This is a genomic window from Mesorhizobium sp. M0227 (genome assembly GCF_040321855.1).
In the GTDB taxonomy this organism is placed as follows: domain Bacteria; phylum Pseudomonadota; class Alphaproteobacteria; order Rhizobiales; family Rhizobiaceae; genus Mesorhizobium.
Map to the genome: position 1 here is coordinate 725,850 of NZ_JAMYSJ010000001.1, position 13,245 is coordinate 739,094.

A 13,245-nucleotide genomic window follows, 5' to 3' on the forward strand; every position below is an offset into this window, starting at 1 on the left:
CAACAATCATCATGCAGCCGACGATCTGGCCGATCATTCAACGGACATACCCCAAGTGGGGTTGGCGATCATCACCGGATCGGCGAATTGGGGTCTCGCCTTTCCGGAAGATGTCGAAGTTGATGGCGTCCGCACCTTGCAGCGAGACATGAGTTTCCAAACGCCTTTCGGTCCCAGCGACAATTGGAAGCTGCTCGAATTCGATGCATCTATTACCGTCGAGGGCAAAACGAAACGTGCCCTGTGCATGTATTCGCACGGCAATCCCCGAGACCATATCGACCATTCCTGTCATCGCCGCGCGTTCTGGGTCTTGATGAAAGCGGGTGTAAGGCAAGTGCTGGCCTGCTCGACTGTTGGCGCCGTCAACAAGGCGATCCAGCCCGGCGACATAGTCGTAAACGCCGATATCATCGAACTGTCGCAGACCCCGTTTTCGCTGCTGCCTGGCCGCCAGAGCTTCGACTGCTCGGGCAAGCAGATCGTATGTCCAAGATGTGCGGCATTGTTGGCCGAGACCGCCCGGCGCCATTGGCCAGCCGAATGCCGCGTCCATGGCATCGAGCAGCAGTTGGTGGCTGCCCACTGCTACGGGCCGCGACTGACAACTCCCGCCGAAGCTCTGGCATATCGAAACATGGGAGCGGACGTGCTCAACCACTCGATCGCCCCTGAGGCCACCTTATCGCGCGAGATCGGCGCCTGTTTCGTGCCCCTGGCGTTCGTCACGGCCGGTTTCAACGACTATATGGACCGCGAGCGCCAGAAATTGCTGCAGGAGCACGTGCTGCCGAGCCTCTCCATGACAGCCTCGCGGGTTGCGCTGGAGACCGCGGCACGTCTTCCAACGGATCCCGAATGCTCTTGCCAGGGCTTGAAGTCGCCTCAGCCAGCAGAGCGCTCCAGCCGGTTCTAGAGCGAATGGCGCCGATAGCTTAGCCAGCCGGCGTGAAAATGCCGTCGATGGCCGGTGCGGCATCGGTCACAACCAGGCCGCGCGCCGTCAGATCCTCGAGATGGGCAAGCACCGACAATCCGGCGGCGCCATGCAGCCGCGGGTCGGTGTCCCTGTAGATCGCCTTGACCATATCCACGATCGTCCGGTCGCCCTCTTTGACCCGCTCCAGGATGGCACGCTCGCGCATCTTGCGATGCGTCTTCAACCCGCGCATGAAAGCCCGCGGTGCTGTCACCGGCCCGCCATGTCCGGGCAACAGCAAGCGGTCCCCGCGTTCGATCAAGCGATCCAGCGAGGCCATGTAGTCGGCCATCGCTCCATCCGGCGGGGCGACGATGGAGGTTGCCCAGGCCATGACATGATCGGCCGAAAACAAGATACCGATTCCTTCCAGCGCGCCAATTCTTTCCAGCGCGAATGCCGCATGATTGGCGGTGTGGCCCGGGGTCAGAACCGTCCTGATCGACCAGCCGTCGCCGTCGACCACCTCGCCGTCGGGCAGGGCGACATCAGGGACGAAACCCGTGTCGGCACTGGCATCGAGCGCATTGGTCTCGCCGATATGCAGGGCTCTTGCCGGCCGGTGCGGCCCCTCTGCCAGCACGAGGGCGCCGGTGCGCTCTTTCAGCCGGGCCGCCAGCGGGGAGTGGTCGCGATGCGTGTGGCTGACGAAGATATGGCTGACCGGCCGGTCTGCGATCACGCCGAGCAGGGTCCGCAGATGCGCCTCGTCATCCGGCCCCGGATCGATCACCGCCAGCGTATCGCGGCCAATTATGTAGCTGTTGGTGCCGTGAAAGGTGAAAGGGCTTGGATTGCGGGCCGTGATGCGCTGGACATCGGGCGCGACGTTCACCCCCTGGCCATAGAAGGGGTCGAAGCCGGTATCGAATTTCAGTGCCATGCATCGGTGCCTTGTTTCGGGAAACGGCAAAACCGATTGCCGCATAACACGCAAGCCAATATAGGAGGATGTGAGGCCGCGAACATCGGTGTGCGGCAATCGGATTGGGGAAATACCATGGCAATTGCAACTACGATGCGTCCGCTTGTTTCTCTGGCTCTGCCGCAAAATGGCGCGGCGCGGCTGGCAACGCAGCTTTTCCTGGCCATCGCCGGAACGCTTGTGCTGACCCTGTCGGCCAAGACCAAGGTTATGCTCGGGCCGGTCGACATTTCGATGCAGACGCTGGCCGTGCTGCTGATCGCCGCCGCTTTCGGCATGCGTCTCGGCGTCGCCACCCTGCTGCTCTACATGGCGGAGGGCGCCATGGGCTTCCCCGTCTTCCAGAGCACGCCTGAAAAGGGTCTCGGCATTGCCTACATGCTCGGCTCGACCGGCGGTTATCTCGCAGGCTTCGTGGTCATGGCGGCAATCGTCGGCTGGGCGGCGGATCGCGGCTGGGACCGCCATCCGATCAAGCTTTTCAACGCCATGCTGGTTGCCGAGGTCGTCATGATGGCGATGGGTTTCGCCTGGCTGGCGGCGCTGATCGGCCCGGAAAAATCGTGGCAGTTCGGCGTCGTGCCGTTCATCGTCGGCGACCTGATCAAGGTGGCTCTCGCGGCAAGCCTGGTGCCGGCCGTCTGGACGCTGCTCAAGCGCGGCTGAAGCGCGCGATCGAAGAAACGGCCAGGGGCAATCAAGCCACTGGCCGGAGCGGCGTGACTGGCCGATTTCCGGTCTGGTGTCCGCCAACCTCGATAGATTGTCGGTTATATCGCCCTAGACGCTGCGACATCTTCAGTAATGATCATTAAGCCGCTTTATTAGCCCAGGCTTTTCAATTCCCGCACTGTTGATCTGAGAAATAGATGCTTGCTGGCGCAGCCGCGCTGTCGTAGCTCTTGGTCTTCGACTGTATCGAATCGCCGGGGGGCGAGACGTCCGATTCGTTGTTGTGAGCGATCAGGTCAGATGCACTATCGCGCTGGTCTGTCGCCGACACGGCAGCTTCGGGGAAGGGGGGAAGACGTTGAATGTCGCAGCGTCGACTATTGTCGGAAGCCGGCACTTCCTGTTCAGGATTCGGTTTCAACTGCTTGGCGGACTGACATTCGCGATTTTTGCGCCGGCGATCATCCGGATTGTCTTCAATCCTGAATTTATCTATTCGGCCAATCTTCAGGTCACGGTGGCAGCTGCGGTCATCGCGCACCTTGTGGGCTTCTTGTCCTATCGCCGCATCGGAAATTTCCCGGGCGTGGCCGCGGCAAGTTACATCTTGCCGACATTTGCCCTGTCCTATGGGGCTGTTTTCCTGACCATCTTCTTTTTTCGGTTCGAGTACAGCCGGTTTCAAGCCGCCGCCAGTTTCACGCAGTCCACGCTCTGGTATTTCGGCCTGAGCCTGTTGACGCGGCGTCTCGATCCGTACCGGCTCGTCGTGATTCCCGGCGGAGATGTCGAGCGCCTCAAGACGTTACCGGGTGTGCATTGGTTTTGGATCAAGTCGACCAGTACGATAATCGAAAGAGCCAGCGGCGTGGTCGTTGATCTGCGTGCCGATCTTGGCGCGGAATGGGAACGATACATCGCGGATCGGGCCCTTTCGGGAACGCCCGTATACCACGTCAAGCAGGTCAGCGAGTCGCTGACCGGTCGGGTCGAGATCGAGCACCTGTCGGAAAACACGCTTGGTTCGCTCAATCCGAACCAAGCCTATCTCAAGATCAAGCAGGCGGTCGACTGGGTCTCGGCACTTGTCTTGATTATCGTTCTTTCCCCGGTTCTGGCGTTGATAGCACTGCTGATCCGGCTGGATTCCGATGGTCCCGCGCTGTTTCGCCAGCAACGCATGGGCTACCGGGGCAAGATCTGCACGGTCTACAAGTTTCGCTCGATGCGCCAGCACTCTGGCGCCGGCAGCGACAAGGAGAGGGCGATCACCATGCGCGATGATGGTCGCATCACCCGAGTCGGGCGTTTCCTGCGAAAGTCCAGGATCGACGAACTGCCGCAGGTCATCAACATCCTGCGTGGCGAAATGAGTTGGATCGGACCGCGACCGGAAGCTGTCGTGCTGTCACAGTGGTACGAGGCTGAGCTGCCATTCTATCGCTACAGGCATATCGTCAGGCCAGGCATAAGTGGGTGGGCACAAGTAAATCAGGGGCATGTGGCTGCCGTCGATGACGTTATGGAAAAATTGCACTATGATTTCTATTACATAAAGAACTTTTCGCCTTGGCTGGACGTTTTGATAACCCTCAAGACAATGAAAACGATGCTTACCGGCTTTGGTGCGAGATAACCAAGCGAAGCATGGCTCTGGAATAGTAAGCGCAGGAAGCAGATGGATCTCGCCTCTAGGAAAATAGCGATCATCGGGCTTGGCTATGTCGGCCTGCCGCTGGCGGTCGCCTTCGGTGCCGGCAGGGATGTCGTCGGTTTCGACATCGACCAGTCGAGGGTGGACGCGCTGAGGCGTGGCGACGACCATACGCTGGAAGCCAGCAGCGATGAGATCAGTGCTGCGTCGCGGCTGACATTCACCACCGACAAGGCCGATCTGCGCGATTGCGGGATTTTCATCGTCACGGTTCCGACGCCGATCGACAGGGCCAATCGTCCGGATCTGAAACCGCTGATCATGGCATCGACTTTGGTCGGTGAGGTCATATCGCCAGGCGCGGTGGTGATCTTCGAATCGACGGTCTACCCCGGCTGCACGGAAGAGGTGTGCGCGCCGCTGATCGAGAAACATTCGGGGCTGCGCTACAATGAGGGGTTCTTCCTCGGCTACAGTCCCGAGCGCATCAATCCGGGCGACCGCGAGCATCGGTTGCAAACGATCGTCAAGGTCACCAGCGGCTCGACGCCGGAAGCGGCCGAAGGTATCGATGCGCTCTATGCCTCGATCGTGCCGGCAGGCACACACCGTACCTCGAGCATTGCGGTCGCCGAAGCGGCCAAGGTCATCGAGAACACTCAGCGCGACCTCAACATCGCGCTGATGAACGAGCTGTCGCTTATCTTCGGCAAGCTCGGCATCGACACGTCCGAAGTGCTGGAAGCCGCCGGCACCAAATGGAATTTCCTGCGCTTCACGCCTGGTCTCGTCGGCGGCCACTGCATCGGCGTCGATCCCTACTATCTCACCCACAAGGCCCAGGAACTCGGCTATCATCCGGAGGTGATTCTTGCCGGCCGCCGTATCAATGACGGCATGGGTCAGCACGCGGCGGATCAGACGGCCCGCCTGATGATGCGCAAGGGAATACCTGTCGTTGGCAGCCGGATTCTGGTGATGGGCGCGGCCTTCAAGGAAAATTGTCCGGACCTGAGGAATTCCAAGGTCGCCGATATCGTTGCCCAACTGAAGGAATACAATGCCGGCATCGACATATGGGACCCCTGGGTCAACGTGCAGGAATGCGCGCGTGCCTTCGGCATAGCCAGCATGAAGGACATTCCCGATCAGCGCTATGACGGCGTTATCGTGGCCGTCGGCCACAGGCAGTTCCGCGCGCTGGGCGTCGACGGCCTGCAGGCGCTTTGCAAGACCCCGGGCGTCATCTACGACATCAAGGGTCTGTTCCCCAGGCATGTTACGGATGGGCGCTTCTGATGAGGGTTCTGGTCACCGGCGCGGCCGGCTTCATAGGGTATCACGTAGCCAAGCGGCTGCTGGAGCGCGGTGACGAGGTCGTCGGCATCGACAACGTCAACGACTACTACGATCCGCAGATCAAGGAGGCGAGGCTGCGGCTCCTGGACGAGGCGAGCCGCAAGACCAATGCCGGCTATCATTTCATCCGCGGCAATCTCGCCGACAAGAGCGTGGTCGACGCCTGCTTTGCCGACCATGCATTCGACCGGGTGATCCATCTCGCCGCCCAGGCCGGGGTTCGCTACAGCCTGGAAAACCCGCATGCCTATGTCGAAAGCAACATCATCGCCTACACCAACATGCTGGAGGCCTGCCGCAACAGCGCCGTCGCGCACCTGACCTATGCCAGCACGTCGAGTGTCTACGGCGCCAACACCGACATGCCGTTTTCCGAACATCGTCCGGCCGACCATCCGCTGCAGTACTACGCCGCGACCAAGCGCGCCAACGAGCTGATGGCGCACAGCTACAGCCATCTGTTCCGATTGCCGACGACCGGGCTTCGCTTCTTCACGGTGTATGGTCCTTGGGGTCGCCCGGACATGGCGCTGTTCCTGTTCACCAGGAACATCCTGGCCGGCGCGCCGGTCAAGCTGTTCAACAACGGCAATCACACGCGCGACTTCACCTATGTCGATGACATCGCCGAAGGCGTGATCCGCGCCAGCGACAGCCCGGCCACGGGCAATGCCGCCTGGGACTCCAGCCGTCCCGATCCGGCCACGAGCAGCGCCCCCTGGCGCATCTTCAACATCGGCAACAACAACCCGGTGAAGCTGACCGCCTATGTCGAGGCGCTGGAAAACGCGCTGGGCCGCAAAGCCATCGTCGAACTCTTGCCGCTGCAGCCCGGCGACGTGCCCGATACCTTCGCCGACACCTCGGCGCTGGAGCAGGCGGTCGGCTACCGCCCGACGACGACAGTGACCGAAGGGGTGGGGCGGTTCGTCGAGTGGTACCAGGCGTATTTCGGGCGGGGATAAGGCTCGGCGTTTCCCGGCTGATCCGCGCTGTTCCATGATCACGTAACCAGGAGCAGATGGAATCGATACGGCTCGCAAACAGGCAGTCTGCAATCCATTGCAGTCCCAGGCGCTATTGAGCGTCTGCATCCCCACGTTCAATCGGCGGGATCGCGTTGCGGCGCTGGTTCAGCAACTGTTGCGTACGGACTGCCCATTGCAGATATGCGTCCATGTCGACGGTTCGACCGATGGAACGAACGAAGCGCTTGCGGAAATCGCATCTCGCGATGCCAGTTTGGTGGTCACCACCGGCCCGAATGACGGCAGAGGCCGCGCGATGTTTTCGGCGATTGCTTCCGCCACTGGCGACTATTGCATGGTCTTCGATGATGACGACGATCTCTTCACCGATCGCTTACCGGAAGTCTGTGAGCACCTCTCGCAGAGAAGTGTCGATGAGAAGATTGCGGGTTTTGTGTTCTCGATGGCTCTTGGCCACCCAGAGACGGCAGCAGAGCCATTTCCATCGGAACGGACAAACCTGATAAAGATGCGGGCCGACGAACGGGTGGTCGGCGACAAGAAGGAGGTCATCAAAACTCCTTTGCTTAAACGGGTTGCCGTGCCCCCAGCGGGGCGGTTCCGCCGTGTTCCAACATCTCTTCTCTGGTCCAGATTGGCGATCGAATACGACGTTATCTGTGTCAATGTCGAGATTGGACGAAAACGATATTTGCCGGAGGGGATGACGGCAAGGATTCGGCTTCTTCAGCGGCAAAATGCATACCCGATGTTGTTGCTGAACTTAAACTACATCAAGGCGTTCTGGCTAGGACGATATCGGTCGGTTCGGTTCCTGGGCAAGGCGGTTCTTGCCTGTTTGAGCTTTGGTGCCTTGAGTTTCCCGTTCTTGCTCAAGAGGTCATTCGTGCGGGTGACTTCATGAAAGAAGCCAGCCTGTGGAAGTTGGTGGAAGCCATCGTAATACGAATTGTTCCTGGTCTTCTGAACATAGCGACGTTGCTGTACATCGGCAGCCATCTGGAGACTGGACAGTACGGTATTTTCAGCACGACGATTGCAACAGTTTCATTTATTTCGACACTTGTTTTTGGGGTCGCGACCTATTCGATAATGCCGGTTTCCGCAAAAATGCATGCCGCGGGAATGGGTAGAGAGTACGTATCGTCCATCTTGACCGTGCTGGCAGTTGTGGCGTTGTTTGTCGTCCTGTCTGGACTGGCACTGACGTGGCTGGGATTTGGCAATGCCGTTGCCGCGACCATCATCGTTTCTTTCGGCTTGCACACCGCACTTCAAGAGATTTTGAGGTCACAACTGCGCTTGTGGGCGTACGGTTGGTCGGCGATTGGCCAGGCCGTCGCATACCAGGCAGGAGCCATAGTCCTGCTTGTCGGAGATGCGAAAGTAGGCTCGGCTCTTGCAGCCTTTTCGCTCAGCTATTTCGTCGGAGCGCTGATTTCATTTGCCTTGCTGGGACCTAGGAATCTGAGACGGCCTGGCTTTTCCTATCTTGCCGGGTCTCTGGTCACTGGCTGGGGATTTGTGTTGAGCAATTTGGCCGAGAGCGGCGTGTTTGTCGGCATCCGATACATAGTTTTGTTGCTTGGCTCCGAGACCCATCTCGGTGTCTTCTCGTTTTGTGTCGATCTTTCACAACGGTCCGTCGGCTTCTTCATGAATGCGGCCAGCTTCGTTTTCGTGCCAAGGGCGTTTCTCAGCGCCGCAAATGGAAACGTCAGGGAGTTTCGGCGCGGACTGTTCGAGGGAGCGGCCATCGCACTCATTTTTGCGACCGCGGCGGCGGCCGGAATAGTTGGCCTGTTTTTCTCGGGCCATGCCTCCGGATGGCTGGGGAAGTCTTTTGACCCTGTGGTGTTCGGGATCGTTTCTTGTGCTGTTCTGGTCAACAGGACGAAAAAGGTGATCATCGATCCGTTTGCGCTTCGGTCGACCAAAGCGATGACGTTGACCTATTCCTACGCGATAGGGGCGTTGGCTTGCTGTTGTCTGGCGGCATTGGGCCTTTGGTGGCGGGTGCCGCTTGGCAGTGAAATGGCGTTTTTGTTCGGATATGTCGTTGCCGCTGCCTGTTCCTTTTTCGCATTGAGGAATGTGATTGCAGACCAAGGGCCTGATGCGAAACAGCGCACTGTTTTGGTGGTCGGGCCGGATGCCAGAAATGAATGAGAAGAAAGCACTCTACGACGAGGAAAACAGGCGCATCGTCCATGTCGGCACGGTGGCTGATGACGACTATTGGGATTCTCACTGGGCCGAAGGGATTGTCTTGAGGCCGGATCGCTTTGTCGTTGAAACCACCAGGCGATACCTGACCGGATCGGCCAAGATCCTGGACGCTGGATGTGGCTTGGCCAATACGGTCCATGGCCTCCACCAGGCAGGCTTTTCCGCCTACGGGATCGACTTCGCGCAGAAGACCGTGGGGATGGTGAACCGTGCCGCGCCCCATTTGCAAGTGACCGTGGGGGATGTTCGAGCAACGGGCTTCGCGGACGAATTCTTCGATGGGGTGTGGTCTCTGGGGGTGATCGAGCACTTCTTCGACGGTTACGATGAGATCGCATTGGAGATGAGGCGCATCATCCGGTCAGGAGGAGTTGCCTTCGTGACAGTGCCGAGCATTTCTCCTCTCCGACGGCTGAAGATCAGAATGGGTCTCTATCCCAGGTTTTCAGGTGAACAGGCCGGATTTTACCAGTTCGTTCTTGAGCCGTCTTCGATTGTTTCCAGTTTCGAACAGTACGGCTTCAAGCTTCTGGGATCACAGCCAAGGGGAGGCTTCAAGGGGCTGAAGGACGAGACATTTTTCTCCAAGCCGATGCAGGCCTGGTACGACAGCAAGAATGGAATCCTAAGAGGTTTGCGTGCTGCTGCGGACCGGTTGCTCGGCCCATTTTCGCATCATACGCGGCTCTACATCTTCCACAGGATATAGCGCGGATGTCAAATCCGAGTGGGCGCAGATCGCCAAACGAAACCGGTGGTGAAGCAGTGTCGATATTGCGAAAGTTTGTTCGCGCGAATGTGGCCATTTCCGAGTTCCTGGACAGTGCTCTGCCGCGGCGCCTTCGCATCGACGGCAACCGTACCTTTGCGACGGAGATAGCACCTCCCTTACTTACCTCAAACGCACGGGTTTACGATCTTGGCGGGGGTGCCAGGCCGTTCGTCAGTCTTTCGGAGAAGCGGCGCCTGGGGCTTTTTGTCGTTGGGCTCGACCTCGACGCGGAAGAGTTGTCGAAAGCGCCACGCGGAATATACGACGAGGAGATTGAAGCGGACCTTACCTCGTTTAGGGGGAGGGGCGATGCTGACGTCGTCATTTGCCAGGCAACGCTCGAGCACGTCCGTGATGGCGAGGGTGCCCTGCGCGGCATTGCCAGTTGCGTGAAGCCGGGAGGCATGGTTGCCATTTTCTCGCCCTCGCGCAACGCCGTTTTTGCCAGATTGAATCGGGTCCTGCCGGAGGGGATGAAGCGACGGCTGCTTTTTGCGATCTATCCTGAAAAGGGCATGGGTCATGACGGGTTTCCGGCCTTCTACGACAAGTGCTTGCCCAGTGACGTCGAGACAATCGCAAAACGGAACGACCTGGAACTTGTCGAGCGCCGTCTGTTCTGGAAAAGCTCCTACTTCTATTTTTTCGTGCCGGCCTTTCTTGCCTGGCGCATCTGGTTAGGCGTTTCGGCCCTGTTTCTCCGCAAGGATGCCGCTGAAACCTACGCCTATGTCTTTCGGCGAAAACAGTGAGTTCCCGCGGCTCATGAAAAGGAAGCTCGCGCTGATCGCCATTCCGCTCGACAGAAGAGGCGGTGCCGAAACCATTCTGAAACTTGTTGCGCGCGCACTCGCGAGGCGACCCGACTGGGACGTCGAAATCGGCTTCTTGGGTAGCCAGGCGGCGGGCGAGGCCGCTGGATCACACCAGGACGGAATTCGGTGCAGCTACGGCTTTGGCGGCGGCAAGGCCATGAGCGAGTTTTTGCTCGCCCCGCGGCTGCTCCGGCGTCGGTACGATTTGGTGTTCTCGAGCCACGCACGGGTAAACTCGTTTCTGGCTGCCGCTCGAAGCATTGGACTTCTCCGCAGCCATAGGCTGGTCGCCCGCGAGTCCACGGTACTTCTGGATCGTTTCAAGGGTCCTCGCGCGCTCGCTTACAAGGCGCTCTACGCTGCCTATGGCAGCCAAGACATGATAGTCGCGCAAACGAGCTATATGAATGAACGCTTGCGTGACGTATTGCCCCGGCGAGCAATCGCCAAGTTGTGTACTTTGCCCAACCCGGTCGACGACGATCTCATCGTCAAAATGTCCATGGAGGCATTGTCCGGGCACGACGCCGAGATACTTTCCCGCCGCCCACAGATAGTCTGGTGCGGCCGGCTGATTGATGTGAAGCGTCCGATGATCGCGGTTGATGTGCTGGCCGAAGTCAGACGAAAGACCGGCGAGGATTATGAGCTGACCATGGTTGGCTCTGGCCCCATGGAAGCGGAGTTGAGAGCCCGCGCCGGCAAACTTGATCTGGCCTCGCGACTAAATCTGCTCGGCCAGAGAGACAACCCGTTTCCGCTGTTTCGCGCAGCGCGTGCCGGCATGCTCACGTCGGCGACGGAGGGATTTCCCAACGTCCTTCTGGAAATGATGGCTTGCCGGATTCCCGGCATCGTCACCACCCCCTGTGCGGGAGATCTGGACATGCTGTCGGGCCTGGAGATTTCAGCCGGCTTTGGCGCGTCGGAAATTGCGGAAGCACTGCTGAAGGTCATTCAAGGCGGTGATCGGTCGGCCTTGTACGGAAAGACCTTGTCGGAAAGATCGCCGGATCGGTTTGCGGATATGCTGTTGAGAGCGCCGTCGTCATATCCGGGTGGGCAGAGATGACGGCCGTTGCTCGCAACAAGATAGTCGTCTCGATAAACACATCCTGGAATGTCGTCAATTTCCGCAAGGGACTGATCGAGGCGCTGCGGAGCCGTGGCTATGACGTGGTCGTCGTCGCGCCGAGAGACGAGTATTCTCCGCTGATTGGGGCCATGGGCTGCCGCTATGTCGAACTCGACATGGACAATTCCGGCACGTCACCGTTGCGGGATTTGGTCCTTCTGTGGCGCTACTGGCGTCTCTTGCGGCGCGAGAGACCGCTGGCGTTTGTCGGCTTCACGATCAAGCCCAATGTGTTCGGCTCCATCGCGGCCAATCTGAACGGCATTCCCGTCATCAACAACATTTCGGGATTGGGGACGGCGTTCGTCCGCGGTGGTCTGCTGCTCAGGATTGCCAAGGCCTTGTACCGGGTGGCATTGGCCCGTTCCAAAATGGTTTTCTTCCAGAATGACGATGACCGGATGCTGTTCGTCGACGAACGTCTGGTTCGCAAGGATCGAACCGCGCTTTTGCCTGGCTCCGGCATCGACCTCGTGCGTTTTGCCCCGTTGTCCGAAGCGCGCACCGGGTCTGGCGCCATCGTCTTTCTTCTCGTGGCCCGGCTTCTCTGGGACAAGGGTGTCGGCGAGTTCATCACGGCGGCCCGTCGGGTTTGCCGTGAGGTGCCCGGAGTGCGTTTCCAGCTACTCGGCTTTCTTGATGTCGAAAACCGGACCGCGGTCAGCCGCGAGCACGTGGAAAAATGGGTTGGCGAGGGATTGGTCGAATATCTCGGCTCCACCGAGGATGTGCGGCCTTTCATGCGTGCCGCCGATTGTGTCGTGCTGCCCTCCTACAGGGAGGGAACGCCGCGCTCGCTGCTCGAGGCGGCTGCGATGGGCAAGCCGCTGATCGCAACCGACGTGCCAGGATGCAGGGAAGTGGTGGACCACTCCGTCAATGGCTTCCTATGCAAGGTGAGGGACCCTGATGACCTTGCGAGCAAGATGGTCGAGTTTGCGCGGCTGGACGGCTCGTCCAGGGACAGAATGGGGGCACAGAGCAGAAACAAGGTCGAGCGGCAGTTTTCGGAAAGGATCGTCATCGAGAAGTACATTCAGCAGATAGAAAGACTGAGCGCCCTTGCGACGAAATGAGCGGACCGGCCGCACAGGGTCGGATGGAGGATGGTTTTGTCAGTCAGGAGCATAGCGTTGCTTGCCGTCGTGGCTGTTTTGTTTGGTGTTGGCTTTCTGGGCATCATCGTGATGCAGAGGGGCGGCCCGTCCCCCGCGAAGCCGGTAGCCGAGCTCAAGCCGTTTGACGGCAAGCTCGCAATCCCATCGGTCGATGATCTGCGCGTCGGCGGTCGCAAGATCCTGCTGTGCGGAGCGGCGTTTTCCAGGCCGCAGGCTATGCGCCTCCTGGTGACGGAAGCGGCGCGCCGAGACTACCAGGGGCTCGTCCTGGCCTGCAAACCTGTCGGTGCCGGAACACCTTGCGACGGCAAGATCGCCTCCAGGGTTGGCGATACCCTTGTTGTGCAGTGCTTGACGGCCGAGGGCGAAGATTTGGCCACCATACTTACGCAGGGCGGAATTCTCTGCGGCCAGCCGGTTCAGGCCGGCGCAACGTACAAACCTTGCTGAGCAGGTCGCCAGTAAAGACCGGAGCCTCTTGCGGCGAAGTGAGTGGGTCTTGTTCTCAAGCTGGCCGGCTGCCCGTATTTGGGTATTTATGGGTCCTTTCTTGGGTATGTCGGTTCTTGAATTTTCGGGTATTTGTGGGTATATTTGT

General features: G+C 59.3%; 13 protein-coding genes. 12 read left to right on the forward strand and 1 reads right to left on the reverse strand.

The features are described from left to right. Positions 1–55 precede the first annotated feature (55 nt). Entirely contained in the window at positions 56–916 is an 861-nt protein-coding gene (locus NKJ00_RS03305; protein WP_352613256.1) for a phosphorylase family protein, read from the forward strand. Between the two features lie 19 nt (positions 917–935). Here NKJ00_RS03305 and NKJ00_RS03310 read toward each other — a convergent pair whose 3' ends face one another. After that, entirely contained in the window at positions 936–1,862 is a 927-nt protein-coding gene (locus NKJ00_RS03310; RefSeq protein WP_352613248.1) for an MBL fold metallo-hydrolase, read from the reverse strand. Between the two features lie 117 nt (positions 1,863–1,979). On the opposite strand from NKJ00_RS03310, the gene NKJ00_RS03315 reads away from it, so the two are divergent. From NKJ00_RS03315 to NKJ00_RS03365, 11 genes are all read left to right on the forward strand, one after another. Further along, on the forward strand, positions 1,980–2,570 hold the full coding sequence (locus NKJ00_RS03315) for a biotin transporter BioY (RefSeq protein ID WP_352613250.1): 591 nt from the start codon (positions 1,980–1,982) through the stop codon (positions 2,568–2,570). 364 nt (positions 2,571–2,934) lie between these two features. Beyond that, positions 2,935–4,212 carry a sugar transferase gene (locus NKJ00_RS03320; RefSeq protein ID WP_352613252.1) on the forward strand — a complete coding sequence of 426 codons (1,278 nt, stop codon included), beginning with the start codon at positions 2,935–2,937 and terminating at the stop codon, positions 4,210–4,212. Positions 4,213–4,254: 42 nt separating this feature from the next. Further along, positions 4,255–5,529, forward strand: a complete 1,275-nt coding sequence (locus tag NKJ00_RS03325) for a nucleotide sugar dehydrogenase (RefSeq protein WP_352613254.1) — start codon at positions 4,255–4,257, stop codon at positions 5,527–5,529. Next, on the forward strand, positions 5,529–6,554 hold the full coding sequence (locus tag NKJ00_RS03330; RefSeq protein ID WP_352628677.1) for an NAD-dependent epimerase: 1,026 nt from the start codon (positions 5,529–5,531) through the stop codon (positions 6,552–6,554). Before NKJ00_RS03325 ends, NKJ00_RS03330 begins: the two co-directional genes overlap by 1 nt. 97 nt (positions 6,555–6,651) lie before the next feature. Then, positions 6,652–7,482, forward strand: coding sequence for a glycosyltransferase family 2 protein (locus NKJ00_RS03335; protein WP_023808550.1), 831 nt, complete (start codon positions 6,652–6,654; stop codon positions 7,480–7,482). Further along, the gene (locus tag NKJ00_RS03340; protein WP_352628679.1) at positions 7,479–8,747 is read left to right on the forward strand and encodes a polysaccharide biosynthesis protein; all 1,269 of its coding nucleotides are present in this window, start codon (positions 7,479–7,481) and stop codon (positions 8,745–8,747) included. Before NKJ00_RS03335 ends, NKJ00_RS03340 begins: the two co-directional genes overlap by 4 nt. Continuing rightward, positions 8,740–9,516: a class I SAM-dependent methyltransferase gene (locus NKJ00_RS03345; protein ID WP_023808548.1), complete on the forward strand. Its 777-nt coding sequence runs from the start codon at positions 8,740–8,742 to the stop codon at positions 9,514–9,516. The genes NKJ00_RS03340 and NKJ00_RS03345 overlap by 8 nt, the downstream gene beginning before the upstream one ends. Before the next feature lie 5 nt (positions 9,517–9,521). Next, the gene (locus tag NKJ00_RS03350; RefSeq protein ID WP_352609924.1) at positions 9,522–10,331 is read left to right on the forward strand and encodes a class I SAM-dependent methyltransferase; all 810 of its coding nucleotides are present in this window, start codon (positions 9,522–9,524) and stop codon (positions 10,329–10,331) included. After that, positions 10,309–11,466, forward strand: coding sequence for a glycosyltransferase (locus tag NKJ00_RS03355; RefSeq protein ID WP_352628681.1), 1,158 nt, complete (start codon positions 10,309–10,311; stop codon positions 11,464–11,466). Before NKJ00_RS03350 ends, NKJ00_RS03355 begins: the two co-directional genes overlap by 23 nt. Further along, positions 11,463–12,605 carry a glycosyltransferase family 4 protein gene (locus NKJ00_RS03360; RefSeq protein ID WP_352628683.1) on the forward strand — a complete coding sequence of 381 codons (1,143 nt, stop codon included), beginning with the start codon at positions 11,463–11,465 and terminating at the stop codon, positions 12,603–12,605. The genes NKJ00_RS03355 and NKJ00_RS03360 overlap by 4 nt, the downstream gene beginning before the upstream one ends. A 57-nt stretch (positions 12,606–12,662) precedes the next feature. Continuing rightward, positions 12,663–13,097, forward strand: a complete 435-nt coding sequence (locus tag NKJ00_RS03365; protein WP_127295725.1) for a hypothetical protein — start codon at positions 12,663–12,665, stop codon at positions 13,095–13,097. The last annotated feature ends 148 nt before the right edge of the window (positions 13,098–13,245 follow it).